This window comes from Streptomyces sp. NPDC051921, assembly GCF_040680975.1.
GTDB lineage: Bacteria > Actinomycetota > Actinomycetes > Streptomycetales > Streptomycetaceae > Streptomyces.
In genome coordinates, this window is record NZ_JBFAXU010000003.1 from 170,737 (window position 1) to 188,333 (window position 17,597).

The 17,597-nt window shown below is 72.8% G+C and carries 15 protein-coding genes; 5 read left to right on the plus strand and 10 right to left on the minus strand.

The features are described from left to right. Positions 1 to 99: 99 nt before the first annotated feature. Positions 100 to 1,305, minus strand: coding sequence for a Glu/Leu/Phe/Val dehydrogenase dimerization domain-containing protein (locus AB0M16_RS05475; protein ID WP_365339018.1), 1,206 nt, complete (start codon positions 1,303 to 1,305; stop codon positions 100 to 102). Beyond that, positions 1,302 to 3,005, minus strand: coding sequence for a thiamine pyrophosphate-dependent enzyme (locus AB0M16_RS05480; protein ID WP_365339020.1), 1,704 nt, complete (start codon positions 3,003 to 3,005; stop codon positions 1,302 to 1,304). The genes AB0M16_RS05475 and AB0M16_RS05480 overlap by 4 nt, the downstream gene beginning before the upstream one ends. Before the next feature lie 253 nt (positions 3,006 to 3,258). Between AB0M16_RS05480 and AB0M16_RS05485 the strand changes: the two genes are divergently transcribed. After that, positions 3,259 to 3,879: an L-threonylcarbamoyladenylate synthase gene (locus AB0M16_RS05485; RefSeq protein ID WP_365339022.1), complete on the plus strand. Its 621-nt coding sequence runs from the start codon at positions 3,259 to 3,261 to the stop codon at positions 3,877 to 3,879. Between the two features lie 70 nt (positions 3,880 to 3,949). On the opposite strand, the gene AB0M16_RS05490 is transcribed toward AB0M16_RS05485, so the two are convergent. Next, positions 3,950 to 4,906: a hypothetical protein gene (locus AB0M16_RS05490; protein WP_365339024.1), complete on the minus strand. Its 957-nt coding sequence runs from the start codon at positions 4,904 to 4,906 to the stop codon at positions 3,950 to 3,952. Positions 4,907 to 5,051: 145 nt separating this feature from the next. Between AB0M16_RS05490 and lexA the strand changes: the two genes are divergently transcribed. Further along, a complete protein-coding gene (gene lexA, locus AB0M16_RS05495) occupies positions 5,052 to 5,759 on the plus strand; it encodes a transcriptional repressor LexA (RefSeq protein WP_365339026.1) in 708 nt (235 codons plus the stop codon). Between the two features lie 31 nt (positions 5,760 to 5,790). On the opposite strand, the gene AB0M16_RS05500 is transcribed toward lexA, so the two are convergent. The 3 genes from AB0M16_RS05500 to AB0M16_RS05510 all read right to left on the minus strand — a co-directional run bounded on the left by AB0M16_RS05500 (position 5,791) and on the right by AB0M16_RS05510 (position 8,313). Continuing rightward, positions 5,791 to 6,393 carry a cysteine hydrolase family protein gene (locus tag AB0M16_RS05500; protein ID WP_365339028.1) on the minus strand — a complete coding sequence of 201 codons (603 nt, stop codon included), beginning with the start codon at positions 6,391 to 6,393 and terminating at the stop codon, positions 5,791 to 5,793. A gap of 183 nt (positions 6,394 to 6,576) precedes the next feature. After that, positions 6,577 to 7,824 (minus strand): cation:proton antiporter, encoded by a 1,248-nt coding sequence (locus AB0M16_RS05505; protein WP_365339030.1) that lies wholly within the window; start codon positions 7,822 to 7,824, stop codon positions 6,577 to 6,579. 3 nt (positions 7,825 to 7,827) lie between these two features. Further along, positions 7,828 to 8,313 carry a TrkA C-terminal domain-containing protein gene (locus AB0M16_RS05510; RefSeq protein ID WP_365339032.1) on the minus strand — a complete coding sequence of 162 codons (486 nt, stop codon included), beginning with the start codon at positions 8,311 to 8,313 and terminating at the stop codon, positions 7,828 to 7,830. A 234-nt stretch (positions 8,314 to 8,547) separates the two neighbouring features. Here AB0M16_RS05510 and AB0M16_RS05515 point away from each other — a divergent pair, with 234 nt between their 5' ends. Next, positions 8,548 to 9,891, plus strand: a complete 1,344-nt coding sequence (locus tag AB0M16_RS05515) for a hypothetical protein (protein WP_365339034.1) — start codon at positions 8,548 to 8,550, stop codon at positions 9,889 to 9,891. 73 nt (positions 9,892 to 9,964) lie between these two features. Continuing rightward, a complete protein-coding gene (locus AB0M16_RS05520; protein ID WP_365339036.1) occupies positions 9,965 to 10,717 on the plus strand; it encodes an HNH endonuclease family protein in 753 nt (250 codons plus the stop codon). Between the two features lie 285 nt (positions 10,718 to 11,002). On the opposite strand, the gene AB0M16_RS05525 is transcribed toward AB0M16_RS05520, so the two are convergent. Beyond that, positions 11,003 to 11,674, minus strand: a complete 672-nt coding sequence (locus AB0M16_RS05525) for a response regulator transcription factor (protein ID WP_365339038.1) — start codon at positions 11,672 to 11,674, stop codon at positions 11,003 to 11,005. Further along, on the minus strand, positions 11,662 to 12,756 hold the full coding sequence (locus AB0M16_RS05530; protein WP_365339040.1) for a hypothetical protein: 1,095 nt from the start codon (positions 12,754 to 12,756) through the stop codon (positions 11,662 to 11,664). Before AB0M16_RS05530 ends, AB0M16_RS05525 begins: the two co-directional genes overlap by 13 nt. Before the next feature lie 331 nt (positions 12,757 to 13,087). Between AB0M16_RS05530 and AB0M16_RS05535 the strand changes: the two genes are divergently transcribed. Continuing rightward, positions 13,088 to 14,380: a YncE family protein gene (locus AB0M16_RS05535; protein WP_365339042.1), complete on the plus strand. Its 1,293-nt coding sequence runs from the start codon at positions 13,088 to 13,090 to the stop codon at positions 14,378 to 14,380. Positions 14,381 to 14,492: 112 nt separating this feature from the next. Here AB0M16_RS05535 and AB0M16_RS05540 read toward each other — a convergent pair whose 3' ends face one another. After that, the gene (locus AB0M16_RS05540) at positions 14,493 to 16,562 is read right to left on the minus strand and encodes a discoidin domain-containing protein (protein WP_365339044.1); all 2,070 of its coding nucleotides are present in this window, start codon (positions 16,560 to 16,562) and stop codon (positions 14,493 to 14,495) included. Positions 16,563 to 16,705: 143 nt separating this feature from the next. Continuing rightward, positions 16,706 to 17,299: a TetR family transcriptional regulator gene (locus AB0M16_RS05545; protein ID WP_365339046.1), complete on the minus strand. Its 594-nt coding sequence runs from the start codon at positions 17,297 to 17,299 to the stop codon at positions 16,706 to 16,708. Positions 17,300 to 17,597 lie beyond the last annotated feature (298 nt).

Genomic DNA, 17,597 nt, shown 5'->3' on the forward strand with positions numbered 1-17,597 from the left:
AGGCCGTCCACCGGCGTCCCGAGCGGCCGTGTTCCGTGGAGGGGCCGGCCGGCCTCGCCTCGCCTTCCCGGGCGGCCTCCGTCGAGAGCGCGTCACGGCTCAGGCGTACCAGCCGAAGCGGTCGGCGATCACCGGCAGCCGGTCGGCGACGACCGCGTGCGCCGCGAGGCGCGGGGTGGTGGCGTCGCGCTCGGCCCGGGTGAGGACCTGTTCGACGAGGGCGCGCATGGAGCGCCGGATGTGGGCGAAGGCCTCGTCCGCGTCGGCACCGATGTCGCCGAACAGGGTCCACCACCACCAGGCGTTCGTCGCGGAGTTGACGACGACGTCCGGAAGGACGGTGATGCCGCGGGCCGCGAGCCGCTCCTCCGCGTCGGGCAGCACCGGCATGTTGGCCGCCTCGACGATCCAACGGGCCGTGATCGTTGCCTGGTTGGCGGCGTCGATCGCGTAGGAGACGGCCGCCGGGACGAGGACGTCGGCGGGCACCGACAGCCATGCGTCGCCCGGCAGTTCCTCGTCGCCCGCCCGCAGCGCCGAGCGGTCCACCGTGCCGTACGCGTCGCGGGCGGCGAGCAGTGCCTCGACGTCCAGGCCCTCCGGGTTGGCGACGGTCCCCTTCACGTCGGCGATCGCGACGACCCTGAGCCCCGCCCGGGCGAGGAACCGGGCGGTCGCCCCGCCCATCGTGCCGAGGCCCTGCACCGACACCCGCGTCCCGGCGTGCGGGACGCGGGCCCGGTCGAGGGCGGTCAGGACGGACTCGGCGACACCGCAGCCGCCCGCCAGTTCGTCGAGCCCGATGCCGTCCACCTCCACGGCGAACGCGTCCGCGAGCCGGCGGCGGGCCGTGGCCTCGTCGTCGAGCAGCGGGTAGACGGCCTGGATCGAGGAGACCAGACCGGCCTCCGCGGCCGCACGGTCGACGAGGTCCTGGGTGAGCCCGAGGTCCTCGCCGGTGGTCCAGAACCGCTCGATGTACGGGCGCATCGCGCGCAGGTAGCGCACGAGCACGCCGTACGCCTCGGGATCACGCGGGTCGCAGTCGATGCCGCCCTTCGCGCCGCCGAGCGGCACGTACCGGGCCCGGGGGTCGTAGTGCAGGGCCTCCTTCATCGTCATCCCGCGCGCGAGCCCGGCGACCTCGTCGAGGGTGCAGCCCGCCCGCATCCGAAGCCCGCCGCTGGACACGCCGCGGACGAGCCGGTCGATGACCAGATGGCCCTGCCGGCCGGTGACGTGGTCCGTCCAGGTGAGCGAGACGAGGGGAGTGACGGGGGTGGTGGGGGTGTCTGGGGGCGTCATCTCGGGGACTCCTCGGGAACGGTGACGACGGTGGGGCCTGGGGTGACCAGTGCTTCGGCCAGGGCTGCTGCGAGCTCGGCGGGCGACCGTACCGTGACGCCGCGCCCGCCGTAGGCCCGGGCGAGCCCGGGCAGGTCGACCGCCGGCAGGTCGACGGCCGTCGGGGTGTCCCCTCGCGCGGCCATCTCCTCACGGATCTCGCCGTACCCGCCGTTGTCGAAGACCACCACGGGCAGCGGGAGGCCCGACTGGGCGGCGGTGGCCAGTTCCTGCACGGAGAACTGCAGCCCGCCGTCGCCGCTGAGGGCCACGACCTGGCGCTCGGGGCACGCGGTCTTCGCCCCGATCGCGGCGGGCAGGGCGTAGCCGAGGGTGCCGAAGCCGGTCGGATGCAGATAGCGGCCCTCGGGGCCGACCGGAAGGTGGGGCAGCGCCCCGTAGTAGCAGCACTGGGCGCTGTCGGAGGTGATGACGGCGTCCTCGGCGAGCACCCGGCGCATCGCCCGCAGGTACGGTACCCAGCGGGCGTCCCGGGTCCGGGTCTCGTCGTCGCGGGTGGTGCGCAGGTCCGTGACGAGGGTGCCGAGGTCGGCCTCGTCCTCGACCTCCGCGGTGTCGCGGGCCCGCCCCCGGCACGTGGTGAGCAGCGCGGCGAGGGTGGCGCGCGCGTCGCCGACCAGCGGCAGGTCCGCCGGCCGCCCCGCGTACATCTGGGCCGGGTCGACGTCCACGCGGATCAGCGTGCCGGTCAGGGCCGGGAGGGGACCCCAGGCATCGGACTCGGCGAGCTCCGTGCCCACGGCGAGCACGACGTCGCGGTCCGCCAGCCACTTCTGCACGGAGGGGCTGTGCAGCGACACGCCGAGCGACAGCGGGTGGCGCTCGTCGACGACACCCTTGCCGTTGGCCGTCGTGACCACCGGCGCGCCCAGTGTGCCGGCCAGCGCCCGGCATTCCGCGGCCGCCGCCCGTGCCCCGCCGCCGAGGACGAGGGCGGGGCGCCGCGCCCCGAGCAGTGCGTCGGCCGCCGCCCGCACGCACGCCGGGTCCGGCGCCGGCAGCCCGGCCGGCGGGGCGAGCCGTTCGGGCCCGACCGGTTCCACGGTCTCCAGGACGTCGAGGGGAACCTCGATGTGCACCGGCCGCGGCCGGCCCGTACGGAAGGAGGTGAAGGCCCGGGCCACCGCGGCGCCGATCTCGTCGACGGATGCCACCCGGTGGCTGAAGGCGGCGACGCCCCGCAGGGCCTCGGTCTGGCTGCGCGTCTCGTGCAGCAGACCGGTGGGCTGCCGGGGGTGGCGCAGCGGCATGCCGGGCGAGACGACGAGCAGCGGCACGCTGTCGGAGTAGGCCTGGCCCACCGCGGCCGCGATGTTCAGCAGCGCGGGCCCCGTGGTGGTGATCGCGATGCCCGGCCGCCCGGTCACCCGGGCGTACGCGTCGGCCGCGTACCCGGCACCCTGCTCATGACGGGGTGTCACATGCCGGATTCCGTAGGGCCGGAGATGCCGGTAGATCTCCAGGTTGTGCGTCCCGGGGATGCCGAAGGCGTCGGTGACGCCGTGCGCGGCGAGGGCGCGCACGACCGCCTCGCCGCCGGTCACGCTGCCCGGGGAGTGCGCACGGCCCGCCGGGGCGCGGCTCGTCGGCGCGTGGTCCGCCGCCGCCCCGGTACGGCCGGTCGCCGGGAGTCCCGTCATCACGGGCGCCCGTCGCCGGCGAAGGTCCGGCCCGGCTCGACGGCGTCACGCCGCGCGGCGGTGACCGGGACCGGCTCGGTGGGGAGGTCGGACACGATGCCTCCTGGTGCGATACGGGCTAAGACTACTGACTGAACCGTCAGTCAGTATCGGCAGCGCCGGGCAGTGCTGTCAACCGAGCGGAACCCCACCGTCCGGCGTCGGAGCGCACGCCGTGGCCCACAGCCCCGGGCCGTTCCCGTAGGGTCGGAAAATGGCCAAGTACTTCGACGTCCACCCGCAGTCGCCCCAGCCGCGCACCATCGGCACCGTGGTCGACAGCCTCCGGGCCGACGCCCTCATCGCGTACCCCACCGACTCCTGCTTCGCACTGGGCTGCCGGATCGGCAACCACGAGGGGCTGGAGCGGATCCGGTCCATCCGGCGCCTCGACGACCGGCACCACTTCACGCTGATCTGTGAGAACTTCGCGCAGCTGGGGCAGTTCGTGCACGTCGACAACGACGTCTTCCGCGCGGTCAAGGCGGCGACCCCGGGGAGTTACACCTTCATCCTCCCCGCCACCAAGGAGGTCCCGCGCCGCCTCATGCACCCCAAGAAGAAGACCGTCGGGGTGCGGATCCCGGACCACACCGTGACCCGGGCCCTCCTCGCCGAGCTGGGCGAGCCCCTCGTGTCGAGCACCCTGCTGCTGCCCGGGGAGGACGAGCCGCTGACCCAGGGGTGGGAGATCAAGGAGCGGCTCGACCACGTGCTCGACGCCGTCGTGGACTCCGGCGACTGCGGCACCGAGCCCACCACCGTCGTCGACTTCTCCAGCGGCGAGGCGGAGATCGTACGGCGCGGGGCCGGCGACCCGGCGCGCTTCGAGTGACCGGCCGCCGCTGACCTCGCTCGGCCGCCGCTGACCGGCCGGGGCTGACCGGCCGCCACGCCTCCGCGGATCAGCCGACGGGCAGCGAGAGGCTCGGGAACGCGAAGCGGTACGGGTGACGGTACTCGGCCTCGCCGCCGAGGATCAGGTCGGTGGCGCGGGCGACGCCCGCCGCCCGGGCCGTGCGGACCAGGAGGTCGGCCGCGGCGCCCGGGTCCACCTCGCCCGGGCCGCCGGCGTCCACGCGCCACGGGGCATCGCCGTCGAGGTCCTCGTCGAGGTGGCCCGGAGGCAGGGACTCCCGCGAGGTCCAGCCGAGGGCCGCCGCGCGCTCGCCGCGGGCGGCCTCGGCGACCTGGTGCTCGGTGAAGTCCAGATGGAGCCGGCTGCCGGAGGTGAGGACGAAGAGCAGCGGGGCGCCGGCCCCGGCGATCCGCCCGTAGAGGGGGAGGGAATGCGCGATGCCGAGCGCGTGCGTCTCCGCGGGGAGGGTGCGCAGGAAGGACGCCAGGGTGAGGTGCAGGTCGTCCCAGTCGCCGGGTCCTTCGTGGCGCGGCTGGTCGACGGCGAGGCCGGAGTGCTCCCAGGTGCCCGTGAACCCGGTGCCGACGCTCTGGTACCAGGTCTCCCATGTGGCGCTCGGCTCCAGGACCAGCTCCGGCCCGACGGCGCCCGCGCGCAGCTCCAGGGTGGTGTCGCCGTGACGCCAGCGCAGGAAGGGCCGACCCCAGCGGGGATCGGCCCGGCGGCCGGGCGGTCGGGTGTGGCCGTGGGCGCCCAGGAACCCCGCCTCGCCCAGCGCCCCCCGGAGCACGTCCGCGACCCGGCGGAACTCCACGGCCTGCGCGAGCGGGTCCGCGTGCGGCCGGCTCAGCGGCAGCACGAGCGCCGCCGGATCCTCGACGACCTCGGCCGGAAGCCCGAGACGGAGGGCCAGTTCGGGCAGGGACTCCTCGGGCCGGCCGATGTCCCGGGCCGCCGCCGAGAGGGTCCTGGCCGCCTTCGTCATGTCCTCGGTGCTGATCATGGTGCATTGCTATCAGTCGGGACCGACACCCGGGGGCACACCCGACCTGCTGCGATGTCGGTGGGCCGGGTTAGTGTGCCGGTGAGGCGCAAAGGGCGTTCGAAGACGAACGAACCGTACGAAGCGGAAGAAACGGAGGCCGACCATGAGCAGGAACCGTGCCGGCCGCCCGCCGGGCACCCGGACGAACGGCGACGGGCTGACCCAGCGGCAGCAGCAGATCCTGGACATCATCCGCTCTCACACGCGTCAGCACGGGTTCCCGCCCTCGATGCGCGAGATCGCGGCCGCGGCCGGTCTCCTCAGCACGTCCAGCGTCTCGCACCAGATCCGGGCGCTGGAGAAGAAGGGAGTCCTCCGCCAGGACCCCCAGCGCCCGCGTGCCTACGTGCTCGCCGACGGCCTGTCCGAGAGCGGGGCCGACGCCCCCGAGGGCCAGGGGCAGGGCAAGAGCCAGGCCGAGATCCTCGGCGAGCGGCAGGCCGTCGTGGTGCCCCTCGTCGGACGCATCGCGGCCGGTGTGCCGATCACCGCCGAGGAGCTGGTCGAGGACAACCTGGTCCTGCCCGCCCAGGTGGTCGGCGCCGGCCGGCTGTTCGCCGTGACCGTCGTCGGCGACTCGATGCGGGACGCCCACATCGAGGACGGCGACCTCGTCGTCGTGCGGGCGCAGGACACCGCGGACGACGGCGACATCGTCGCCGCCATGCTGGACGGCGAGGCCACGGTCAAGCGCCTCGCCCACGACGGCCCGCACGTGTGGCTGAAGCCGGCCAACCCCGCGTACGAGCCGATTCCCGGCGACGAAGCGGTGATCCTCGGCAAGGTCGTGTCGGTGCTCCGCCGCCTCTGAGTCCCGCGGCGCGGCGGCGGGCGCCGCCGGGTCAGCTCAGGGCGGCCGCGTCCGCCACGACGACGCCGTACAGGTCGCCGATCGTGGCGAGCGCGCTCCGGTGGAGCTGCTCCGCGGAGACCTCGGCACCGACGGTGCCGAGCGGGCGGGTCGCGCAGGCGTCGGCGACGACCGTGGGACGGTTGCCGCGGAGGAAGGCGCCGGCCGTCGTGAAGGTCACGCACATGTGGGTCATGAACCCGGCGACGACGACGTCCTTGTGGCCGGCGGCGTCGAGGTGCTCGCCGAGGTCGGTGCCGACGAACCCGTCGGGCACGTTCTTGACGACGACGGGCTCGCCGTCGACCGGTGCCACTCGAGGGTGGATCCGCCCGATCTCGGCGCCGATGTCGTACGGCGTGCCCTCGCCGCCGTCGTTGACGACGTGGACGACCGTGGCGCCGGCGGCCCGGGCCCGGTCGAGCAGTTCGGCGGCAGCGTCCAGGGCGGCCTCCCAGCCGGTCAGCTCCATCACGCCCCGGGTGTAGGTGTTCTGGTAGTCGATCAGGACCAGCGTGGCGTCGGCGAGCGAGGCCGGGGTCCGGTCGAAGCCGTTGAGCTCGCGCAGCGTGGTCGAAGGCGTGGTGGCAGGCATGACTGTCCCTTCCCAGGGTGTCGTCCGGGTGCGGATCGGGCACGGTCGGAGCCGTGGCGGGCACGGCCCGCGCGGCTCCTCGACCGTGCCTCCACGCTACGAACGACCTCCGGACGGCGGCAATGTCATGCGAGTTGCAGATCCGGACATCGCCGCCGCGCGTCCGGGACGTCGGGCCGGGGGTCAGCGGCCCGTCACGCCCTCCCGGACCGGGTCGGGCAGTTCCTCCCCCGGGGCGGACGCGAGGTCCGTGCCGGACCGGCGGCGCCGGCCGTGCAGGCCGGAGAGGCGGGTGGCGAGGGGCTCGGTGTAGCGGGCGGTGAGCGGGCCGAGGACGACCAGGATGAGCACGTACGCCGTGGCCAGCGGGCCCAGGGACGGCTCGATGCCCGCCGTGACGGCCAGCCCCGCGATGACGATGGAGAACTCGCCGCGCGCCACCAGCGTCCCGCCCGCGCGCCAGCGGCCCTTGGGCGAGACGCCGGCCCGGCGGGCCGCCCAGTAGCCCGTCGCGATCTTCGTAGCGGCCGTGACGACGGCCAGCGCGAGCGCCGGGAGCAGGACCGGCGGGATGCTGGCGGGGTCGGTGTGCAGCCCGAAGAAGACGAAGAACACGGCGGCGAAGAGGTCCCGCAGCGGACTGAGCAGGTTGTGCGCGCCCTCCGCGACCTCGCCGGACAGGGCGATGCCGACCAGGAACGCGCCGACCGCGGCGGAGACCTGGAGCTGCTGCGCGAGGCCGGCGACCAGCAGGGTCAGGCCGAGCACCACGAGGAGCAGTTTCTCCGGGTCGTCGCTGGAGACGAAACGGGAGATCAGTCGCCCGTAGCGGACCGCGAGGAAGAGGACGAGACCGGCGACGCCGAGGGCGACGGCCAGGGTCACGCTGCCCGCGGCGAGTCCCACGCCGGCGAGGAGGGCGGTCACGATCGGCAGGTAGACGGCCATGGCCAGGTCTTCGAGAACCAGGATGCTCAGGACGACGGGGGTCTCGCGGTTGCCGAGGCGGCCGAGGTCGCCGAGCACCTTGGCGATGACGCCGGAGGAGGAGATCCAGGTGACGCCCGCGAGGACGACGGCGGCGACCGGGCCCCAGCCGAGCAGCAGGGCCATGACCGCGCCCGGCAGGGCGTTGAGGGCGGCGTCCACGAGACCCGCGGGGTACTGCGTCCTGAGGTTGCCGACCAGGTCGGTCGCCGTGTACTCGAGGCCCAGCATGAGCAGCAGCAGGATGACGCCGATCTCGGCGCCGATCGCGACGAACTCCTCGCTCGCGCCCAGCGGGAGCAGCCCGCCCTCACCGAAGGCGAGGCCGGCGAGGAGGTAGAGGGGTATGGGGGAGAACTTCAGCCGTCCGGCGATCCGGCCCAGGAGACCCAGGCCGAGGATGATCGCGCCGAACTCGATGAGGAAGACGGCGGACGAGTGCATGGATCACTCCCTTTCGAGTATCACGGCGGCGGCGTCGGCCCCTTCGCGGGTGCCGATGACGATGAGGGTGTCGCCCCCGGCGAGGCGGAAGTCGGGGCCGGGGGAGGGGATGGCGTCGGCGCGGCGCAGCACGGCCACGACGGAGACGCCGGTCTCGGTGCGCAGCCGGGTCTCGCCGAGGTGGCGGCCGTTCCAGTGGGAGACGGAGGAGAGCGCGACCCGCTCGGCGACGAGGCCGAGGTCGGTCGTCGACAGCAGGCTGGGGCTGTGGTGGGAGGGCATGAGCGCGTCGATCAGGGACTCCGACTCCGCGGCGGTCAGCCGCACCGACAGGGAGCATTCATCGGGATCGTCCCGGTGGTAGGCGCTCAGCACGCGGGTCCCGTCGCGACTCGCCACGACGGACAGCCGACGGTCCTCACGGGTCGTCAGGTCGTAGCGGACGCCGATTCCGGGCAGCGGCGTGCGGCTCATGCGGGCGGCGGGCATGGCGGATCTCCTGGAGGCGGTGGGCGGTGGGCATGCCGAAGGGGGACGGCCCGCGGAGCAGGCGTCTTGGCAATTACTTTACCCAGGCAACAAATCGGTGGATCAGCGGGTCAACGCTGCCGGACCGGGACAACTCGTCCGCTCGGCGCGATCTTGCGCCTTCGCGGCCGTCGTGGTCGTATGTGCTGTCCTTTTCCAAGATCACGACATGGGGGGTAAGTGATGACCGGACGCATGGACCGACGATCCGTCATACGCGGGGTGGCCACGGCCGGAGCCGGCGTCGCCGCGGGCGCGCTGGTGACGGGCGGCACGGCGTACGCGGCGGGGGCGGGCGGGGACCCGTACGTCGTCAACGTCATGAGCCACAACGCCGACCCGACCGGCACCACCCCGAGCGACGCCGCCTTCCGCGCGGCCGCCGCCGAACTGCTCGCCGCCTCCAACTGGCAGAAGAACCCGATCTCGGGCACGATCCTGAAGAAGGTCCTGCTGATCCCGCCGGGCAACTACCTTCTGACGGAGCCCGATTCGCTCCTCCCGAACGTGGACGGCCGCGGCAACGGCGGTGTCATCGACGGCATCACGATCACCGGCTACGGCAAGCGGACCTCGCGGATCGTGTACGCGCCCACGGCCGACGACACCACGCTGTGGACCAACTACCGGCGCTACAAGAACATCCGGATCTCCGGCCTCACGTTCACCAGCAGCAACCCCACCTCCAGCTTCTGCTACTCCTACTCGGAGGACGGCGGCTACGGTGCCCAGGACACCTGGTACACCGACGTGGAGTGGCGGGGCGACTGGAAGCGCGGCATCGGCCTCGACGGCCCCGCCGACTCCCCGCCGCCGCCGGCGACGCAGGTGCCGCAGTCCGACCTCAACAGCGAGATGGGCTGGGACCACTGCCAGATCGGCGGCAACTACTCCGAGGCGTTCCTCGTCACGGGGATGAACACGACCGCCACGCAGCAGGACCAGTTCCTCAACTACTGGTTCCGCGACTGCAAGGTGGAGTTCAAGTCCGGGGTGTTCGTCAAGAACATCCGCGGCGGATCGATGAACTTCATCGGCGGGTCCTACATCCTCAGCGACGCGACCAAGTCCGGCACCTTCTTCCAGCTGACGTCCGATGCCTCCTCCCGGTTCGACTCCGTCCTGCGCCTGTACGTCCAGGGCATCCGCTTCGAGGTGCACGGCAAGAACCACAAGGTCATCGACTCGCGCTGGACCCGGGGCAACATCACCTTCGTGTCCTGCGACGACACCGCGCAGCACTTCCAGACCTGGGCGCCGGACGCCGTTCCGCACACCTACGCCTTCAACGTCGGCGGCAACAGCGGACCGATGGTCCGCTACCTCGACTGCGCGCTGATGGGCTCGCACAAGGTCGAGACCGGCACCTCGCCGACGACCTCGGGCAAGGTGCTCTACGACGGCTGCCGCTTCATCGACATGAACAAGTCGACCGGCGCCGACGGCTTCCTGCGCTGGACGGGTGCCGCGCCGCGCCACGAGATCCGGGACTGCCTCGCGGGACCGGCCTACACGGCGGACGTGAGGTACCCGGCCTGATCGGCCGGTCCGTCACCCCCGGGCGGTACGCTGCCGCGCGTAACGGCGGCAAGCAAAGGGAACGATTCGGCTCATGGGGCGTCAGAAGTACCGAGACATAGCGGGCTTGGTGGCGGCGACAGCGGTGCTGCTCGCCGCCATCGGCTGTGCCGGGCCGGAAGGCAACGGCCGCACGGGCCCGGGCCCCGAGGCCAAGGGGAAGACCCCGGGCTCCTCGGCCTCGCCCTCGCACGGGGGCGGGGCGCCCGGCGGGGCGGCCGAGGCCGACGGCAAGCTGCCCGGCCTGCCGGGCAGCGCCCGGGCCCGCACCCAACTCGCGGGGCTGAAGGTGGCGCCCCAGCGCTCGATGAGCGGCTACAGCCGCGAGAAGTTCCCGCACTGGGCCGAGCAGGGCGAGAGCTGCAACACCCGAGAGGCCGTTCTCGAACGCGACGGGACGGACGTCCGGCGGGACAGCGAGTGCCGGGCGGTGTCCGGCGTCTGGGTCAGCGTCTACGACGGCAGGTCCTTCACCAAGGCCTCCGGTCTCGACATCGACCACATGGTGCCGCTCGCCAACGCCTGGCGTTCCGGTGCGGACGGCTGGACGCAGGAGAAGCGCAAGGCCTTCGCCAACGACCTGACCCACCCTCAACTCCTGGCCGTGTCGGCCGTGTCCAACCGGTCCAAGGGCGATCAGGGGCCCGACGAGTGGCAGCCGCCCTCGCGGACGTACTGGTGCACGTACGCGCGCGCCTGGACCTCGGTGAAGTCGACGTACGGCCTGACGGTGACGCCCGCGGAGAAGGCCGAACTGCAGCTCATGCTGGACACCTGCGGCGGCTGACGGCGCGGGCAGGTCCGCGGAGGGGCGGCACGGTGGAGACCCCCGTACCCCTCGTGCCGCCCCTCCTCCCCCCGATAGAGAGCAGCTCGGGTCCCTCACCCCGGCCCAGGACTTCCTCCCGCCCCCCGACGGGAGGACCATCGTGGGCCGAGCCGGAGAGACGGTGGCGCCGCGGCTACGGGGGTGTGACCGCGGCGCCGGGAACGACGATAGTGACAGGCGGGGTGCCCCCCGCAGCCGTCCGTTTGGGGGGCTTGCGGCCCCCCGCCGGCGAGCCCCCGCCCGTCATCCCCCGTCCAGACTGTCCTCCCGGACCCGCAGGGCGAGGTCGATCTTCGTGTACGCGGGGCGGCCGGCCTGCCGGTACTTGGCCTTGACCCGGTCCAGGTAGTCCTTCGCGGTGTGCACCGTGATGCCCGCCCGACGGGCGGTGGACTTGAGGGTCAGTCCGGAGGCGTAGTCGAGCAGGACCTGCCGCTCGCGCGGCGAGAGCCGGGGCGCGGCGGGGCCGCTGTCGTGTGCGCAGGCGAAGGCGAGCTCGGGGGAATGGGCACCGTGACCGGCGGCGACGTCCTTGACCGCGGCGACCAGTGTCGGCAGGTCGTTGTCCTTGGTCAGATAGCCGTCGGCCCCGGCCCGCAGCGAGTCGAGGATCCGGTGGCGGTCGGGGACCGTGCTGATCATCAGGACCCGGCTGCCGCCGGCGAGCAGGCGTCGGATGTTGTCCGCGGGTGCCGACCCGTCGCGCAGGACGAGGTCGAGCAGGACCACGTCGGGGGCTTGGTGTCCGCCGTCCCCGTGGGGGAGCCGGCCGCCGGGCCGGGGGCCCAGGAGCTCGTCGACGGTGGCGGCCGTGGCCACCAGGTCCAGCTCGGGCACACCGCCCAGCCAGGCCCGCATGCCGTCCAGGAGCATCCGGTCGTCGTCGACGACGGCGACGCTGATCATCCGGGCCATCTCAGCTCCACCCGTACGCCCTCGCCGGGCGCGGTGTCCACCACGGCCCGGCCGCCGATCTCCGTCATCCGGGCGTGCACCGACCCGCGCAGCCCGAAGCCGGGCACGTAGGAGTCGAGGTCGAAGCCAGGTCCCCGGTCGACCACGGTGACCACGGCGCCGCCCTGCCCGCCACCCGCGCCCGTCGCGGTGAGGTAGGCGTGACCGGTCCCCGCGTGCCGCCGTACGTTGTTCAGGGCCTCGCGGGCGGCGTCGGCGAACGCGGCGGCGACCTCCGGCGGTACGGACGGCAGGTCGTGGTACTGGGCGGTGACCCGCAGCCGCAGCGCCTCCACGGAGCTCACCGCCTCCTCCAGGGCGGCGCCCATCCCGGGGTGGTGGACCTCGTCGGCGGTCTGCTGGATCAGCCGGCGCAGGTACGCCGCCTCCCGCGCGCACCGTTCCCGCACCTCGGGGGCGTTGGCGTCGATCCCGCCGGCCGCGAGGGTGGTGAGGGTGGCGAGAACGGTGTCGTGCAGCGCCCGGTGATGGTCGAGCCGCTCGGCGTAGCGCGCCTTCTGCGCCTCGGCGGCGAGCGCGCGGGCGTTCGCCTCGTCCAGCAGCCGGCCCTGGCGGCGCAGGTACCACCACATGATCCAGGTCATGACGGCGGAGGACACCACGGAGTTGAGGTGTCCGCCGAGGACGGCACGGCTCGCGCCCACCAGGTGGTAGCCGAGCAGGTGCGTCGTGGCGAGCAGCGCGACCGCGGCGAGGGCCTGCCACCGGGCGAGCGCGATGGCGGCGGCGCCGCTCGCCGAGCCGCCGAGCAGCATCGCCCAGCCGATCGCGGGCGTCTCCCGCACGCCGCCCCACGCGTAGAGGACGAACGGCAGCGCGACGCCCGTGACCAGGACGTCCGCCCAGATCTGCCGGGGGTCGAACCAGCCGCGGCGCAGCGCCGTGCCGAAGACGAGGACGCTCAGGCCGAGCGCGGTGGCGATCCCCAGGTACTGCAGGGGATGGGCGCCGGGGCGCTGGGCGACGGCGAGGACGCCGACGGTCAGGTGGCTCGCCCGGTAGAGCAGAGTGGTGAGGATCATGAAGGACCGGGCGCGCTGGAGCGCGGAGCCCGCTCCGCCCGTTCGCCGCCACGCGTGCAAGCGCCATGTGAGTAAGGACCGCACCGGCAAGACCGAGCCTTTCTTCCGCCGTGTCACGACTGTCCCCGTCGCCCCGCATTCTGCCCGGGGGAAGTGCCGTCGTCAGGGCCTCTACCAGCCGTTTTGTCGACGGGGTGAAGGAGGTGTGCGGGAGATGTGCGGTGCGTCCGTACCGAAGGGTAACAGGGTGCCTCCGAAGGCTTGTTGGGGGTGGCATGTCCATGGTTACCTCGGGTAAGTCCCTGTCTGGAGCCGGAAGAAGGAACCTTTCATGTCCTCTCCCCGCCTGTCCCACCCCCGCCCCCGGCCCCGCCGCGGCCGCGTCCGCCGGCGCGTCGGCGGATCCCTCGCCGCACTCGCCGTCCTCGCCGCCCTCGGCGGCGGGGTGACCGCCGCACCGGCGTCGGCGGACGCCGGCGCTCTGCGCGAGGTCATGTTCGTCGGGAACAACTGGGACGGCACCGCCGAAGTCATCGATTCCCGCGGCGACTTCGGGCGCATCGGGAGAGTGAACGTGATCCCCGACCGCGAGGAGCGGATGCGGGAGATCTACCTCGACCCGATCAAGCTGGCCTTCTTCCTCGGCGTGCGCAACGGACCGGGCGAGGGGCACGACCAGTTCGTCGACGACATGTACGCCACGCCCGACGGCTCCGCCATGGTGGTGTCGCGGCCCAGCTTCGCCGACGTCGTCTCGGTCGACCTGCGCACCGGCCGGATCAACTGGCGTTTCGCCGTGGCCGGTTACCGCTCCGACCACATGGCCGTATCGCCCGACGGCACCCGTGTCGCCGTCTCCGCCTCCACCGCCAACACGGTGCACGTCCTCGACATCGTCACCGGCCGCCAGCTCGGCTCCTTCAAGACCGGCGACAAGCCCCACGAGAACGTCTTCACCTCCGACGGGCTGCTCTGGAACATGTCCATCGGCGAGGTCACCACGGCCCTCGACGCCCCGTGGCTCGACTGGACCAAGGGCGACCGGAAGATCACCGTCGTCGACGCCGCCACGTTCAGGACCGTGCGCGTCATCGACATGCGCGAGCGCCTCGACGCCTTCGGGCGCGGCGACCTCTCCGACGCCGTACGGCCCCTCGTCCTCACCCCCGACGAGAAGAAGCTCTACTTCCAGGTCTCCTTCCTCAGCGGCTTCCTGGAGTACGACATCGCCGCCGACCGGATCACCCGCCTCAAGGCCCTGCCCGGCAACCCGGCGACGAACCCCGACCGCACCACCTGGGTCAACGACTCGCGCCACCACGGCCTCTCGATGAGCCCGGACGGCACCAAGCTCTGCGTCGCCGGCACCATGGACGACTACGCGACCGTCGTCGACCGGGCCACCCTCCAGGAGGGCCCGCTGGTCGAAGCGAACAAGCCCTACTGGGCGACCGTCAGCGGCGACGGCCGGTCCTGCGTCATCTCCGAGAGCGGCGCCGACCGGGTCACCGCGATCGACTTCGCCACCGGGCGGCGGGTCGCCACCGTGGACGTCGGCGACCACCCCCAGCGGGTACGCCTCGCCCACGTGCCCGCCGACTGGACGGGCCCGACCGCCCGTTGACCTCCCGCGGGGAGTGACGCGACGAAGGGGCCTGCCGGATCGGATCCGGCAGGCCCCTTCCTCATGTGCTCCGGTGCGGCCGCTCAGGCGCCCAGGACGCCCGGGGCGTGGTTCAGGACCTGGTGACCTTCACCTCGTAGAGCGAGTAGCCCCACCCGGTCGCCCGCCCCGCGCCGTGCACCCGCAGATAGCGGGCCGACTGCGACGGGAACTCCGCCGTGTCGTAGCCGCCGTCACCGGAGTCCGTGGACCAGGCGGTCCGCCAGGTGCTGCCGTCGTCCGACAGCTCGATCCGGTACGCCCGCGCGTAGGCGCGCTCCCAGTCGAGCGTCACCCGGCCCACCCGGCGCTCGGAGCCCAGGTCGACCTGCCACCACTGGTCGTCCGACCACTCGCTGGCCCAGCGGGTGCCGGTGTCGCCGTCCAGCGCGCGGCCCGGGGAGTAGTTCACGAACGGGTTCCACCACTCCGAGGTGCTCGCCGACGTCGGCTGCCCCGCGGCGATGTTGACGCCCGTCTCGTGCTTCTCGGTGGACTTCCAGGTCGTCAGGTACGACTCCGCGCCGTTCGCCAGCTCGCCGACGACGCCGGGGCCGCCGGGGGTGAGCCGGATCTGCTCGATCCAGTCGGGCACGAGACCGTTGTGCGCGGCGCCGTCGAGGTTGAGGTCCCAGGTGCGCTGACCCGTGACCTGCCGGTCGAGCACCGAGCCGCCGTCGAAGCTCTTGAACGGGTACTTCACGGCGTTCGGGGCGTCCGCGCCGACCGGGCCGGGCCAGCCGCCGACGCCGTTCATGTCGGTGCCGTAGCCGAGGCCCACGCCGTACTTCTTGCGCAGCTCGGCCTTCTGTCCGGCCTCGCCGATGAAGCCCTCGGCACCGTGCATGTACTCGGCGACGAAGCCGCCGAGCTTGTAGACCCGCTCCGTCCAGTCCAGGTCCATCCAGCTGTGGCTGGAGATGACGCCCGGGTACTCCTCGGCCTCCAGGATGTCCAGGGCCCGGCCGGCCGCCTTGACGCTCATGTGGTCGAGCTCCAGCATCATGCCGCGCTGCATCATGCCCTTCAGGGCGTGCTCGCCGAGCCGGGTGAGGCCGCGCGTGTTGCAGCGGGCGTCGGAGGCGTACGAAGGCACGCTGACCCCGGCCGGCAGCTTCTCCGCCAGCGCGGGCAGGACGGTGGCCAGACCGATCGGGTTGTCGTGCTGCGCCCCGGCGCACTTCTCCGTGGCCCAGAAGGTGCCCGTGGAGAGGAACTGGCCGATGTTCACCGCGACGCCGGTGGTGCCGCTGTCGAAGCGGACGCCGCACAGCGCGTTGTCGAACTTGTGGCACAGGAACATGCTGCGCACGCCGAGCGAGTACAGCTCGTCGAGACCCTTGTCGATGTCCGCCTGGCTGCACTGCGCGATGTCGAGGATCATCTTGCAGCCGAACGGCTCCGAGGTCTCGACGCCGAGCACCACCGCGAGCTTGCCCTGCTCGATCACCGAGCGGGCCTGCGCCGAGTCGGTGACGATGCGGAACCAGCCCTTGCCCGGACCGCCGTACATGCGGTCGACGTAGTCCTGCAGCTCGTAGGACTTGCGCGCCTCCAGGCGGATGGCGTCCATCTCGTCACAGCCGCGGTCGCGCGGCAGGAGCGAGCAGATCAGGCCGTTGGTGACCAGGTCGTTGACGAGCACCCGCTGCCCGCCGCGCCAGGCCCGCTCGACCCAGGCGTAGTAGTTCTGCTGGTGGCTCAGGGAGTTGTTGGCCGGCCAGTCCTTGAACGTGGGCCAGCCCACCGGGTCGTGCTTGCCGTTGTCACCGCCCGTGAGGTGCTCGAAGAGCGCGCCCGAGCCGTCCGGGTAGTGCTCCGGACAGTCCTTGAGCGCCTCGGGGGCGCCGCCCTCGGAGAAGGTCTGGCCGCAGATCATGCGGCCGCCGAACCCCTCGTTGGACATGAGGTGGTTGTGCGCGTCGACGAAGCCGCGCACCTTGCCGTCGGCGGTCGTCCCCTTGAAGGGGGCGCCGGTGACGTTGATCTGCGAGTCGGGCGCCGGCCGGGCGGTCGGCTCCCACCAGGAGCCCGCGTCGGCGGCGGGGACCGGGCCCGCGCCGAAGACGACGGTGGCCAGGGCGATGAACAGGGACACGACGGCGAACCGGCCGCCCGCCCCGCGCGTAGTTGGTCGATTCATGGTCAGCGATGCCTTCGGTCATGGGGGATACCGGGCTGGGAGCCGTCCTGGGTGTTTCTTGCGGTAACAGTGGGCTCGGCCAGAGGATCGCGAGGAACTACCAGCGAGTCAAGAGTCCGGGTCAAATGACCTGTTGATGAATGTCAGCCCTCGATGAGCGCCACGAGGTGCTCGGCGGTCGTGTCGAGCAGGTCGGCCGCGGCACGCTCGTCGCCGAGCACCAGGTACTGCAGGGTCAGCCCGTCGATGGTCGCCGCGAGCACCCGCGCGAGCAGCTGCACCGGCACCTTCGGCGTCACCTCGCGCAGTGCGCAGACCTGCTCGATCAGGATCGCCGCCGACGCCACGTACTGCTCGTACTGCGCCCGGGCGAGATGCTCGAAGCCCTCCTCGCGCAACGCGTACTGGGTGAGCTCGTAGGTCAGCATGTGCTCGGCCGGATGGGCCGTCACGTGGTCCCAGTACGTGCCGAGCGCCCCGCGCACCGTCTCGCGCAGCGTCGCCCGCGGCTCGACCGCGGACATCACCCGGGCGACGTAGTTGCCGGTGATCGACCCGATCGCGGCCTCCAGAAGCGCCTGCTTGGAGTCGAAGCAGTAGTGGAACACGCTCAGCGAGACCCCGGCCTCGGCGCAGATCGACCGGGTCGTGGTGCGCGCCACCCCGTCCCGGGCCATGACCCGGACCGCCGCCTCGACCAGCTGCCGGCGTCGTTCGGCCGACGGCATCCGCGCCATGCTTCCTCCTCGCGTCGGGGCCACAGGGTAACCGCCCCGCCCGGGCGGTCGACCGGCACCGCTCCCGCCCCCGACCCGAAACGTCACTCCCACCCGTGCGGCGAGTGCGCGGGGCCGAGGTCATCGCGTCGGCGTAGCCCCGCTCGACCGCGACGCCGTGGCCCGCCGGTCCGCCCCCGCACGCCCTCGCGTTCGCGACGCGCCGAAGAGGGTGTCGAGGGGGCCCCAGGGGGGCGTCGAGCGGGCTTCCGGGTCGCCCGGTCGTGAACTGATGCCTGCACAGGCCTTGTCAGTGCAA

What these genes read in the sequence shown, in the direction of transcription:
- AB0M16_RS05510 (WP_365339032.1), bottom strand. Translation starts at nt 8,313, where the DNA reads ATGCCCGCCGCCCGCATGAGCCGCACGCCGCTGCCCGGAATCGGCGTC.
- AB0M16_RS05515 (WP_365339034.1), top strand. Translation starts at nt 8,548, where the DNA reads ATGGACCGACGATCCGTCATACGCGGGGTGGCCACGGCCGGAGCCGGC.
- AB0M16_RS05485 (WP_365339022.1), top strand. Translation starts at nt 3,259, where the DNA reads ATGGCCAAGTACTTCGACGTCCACCCGCAGTCGCCCCAGCCGCGCACC.
- AB0M16_RS05520 (WP_365339036.1), top strand. Translation starts at nt 9,965, where the DNA reads ATGGGGCGTCAGAAGTACCGAGACATAGCGGGCTTGGTGGCGGCGACA.
- AB0M16_RS05475 (WP_365339018.1), bottom strand. Translation starts at nt 1,305, where the DNA reads ATGACGCCCCCAGACACCCCCACCACCCCCGTCACTCCCCTCGTCTCG.
- AB0M16_RS05480 (WP_365339020.1), bottom strand. Translation starts at nt 3,005, where the DNA reads ATGACGGGACTCCCGGCGACCGGCCGTACCGGGGCGGCGGCGGACCAC.
- lexA (WP_365339026.1), top strand. Translation starts at nt 5,052, where the DNA reads ATGAGCAGGAACCGTGCCGGCCGCCCGCCGGGCACCCGGACGAACGGC.
- AB0M16_RS05540 (WP_365339044.1), bottom strand. Translation starts at nt 16,562, where the DNA reads ATGAATCGACCAACTACGCGCGGGGCGGGCGGCCGGTTCGCCGTCGTG.
- AB0M16_RS05530 (WP_365339040.1), bottom strand. Translation starts at nt 12,756, where the DNA reads ATGATCCTCACCACTCTGCTCTACCGGGCGAGCCACCTGACCGTCGGC.
- AB0M16_RS05490 (WP_365339024.1), bottom strand. Translation starts at nt 4,906, where the DNA reads ATGATCAGCACCGAGGACATGACGAAGGCGGCCAGGACCCTCTCGGCG.
- AB0M16_RS05500 (WP_365339028.1), bottom strand. Translation starts at nt 6,393, where the DNA reads ATGCCTGCCACCACGCCTTCGACCACGCTGCGCGAGCTCAACGGCTTC.
- AB0M16_RS05525 (WP_365339038.1), bottom strand. Translation starts at nt 11,674, where the DNA reads ATGGCCCGGATGATCAGCGTCGCCGTCGTCGACGACGACCGGATGCTC.
- AB0M16_RS05545 (WP_365339046.1), bottom strand. Translation starts at nt 17,299, where the DNA reads ATGGCGCGGATGCCGTCGGCCGAACGACGCCGGCAGCTGGTCGAGGCG.
- AB0M16_RS05505 (WP_365339030.1), bottom strand. Translation starts at nt 7,824, where the DNA reads ATGCACTCGTCCGCCGTCTTCCTCATCGAGTTCGGCGCGATCATCCTC.
- AB0M16_RS05535 (WP_365339042.1), top strand. Translation starts at nt 13,088, where the DNA reads ATGTCCTCTCCCCGCCTGTCCCACCCCCGCCCCCGGCCCCGCCGCGGC.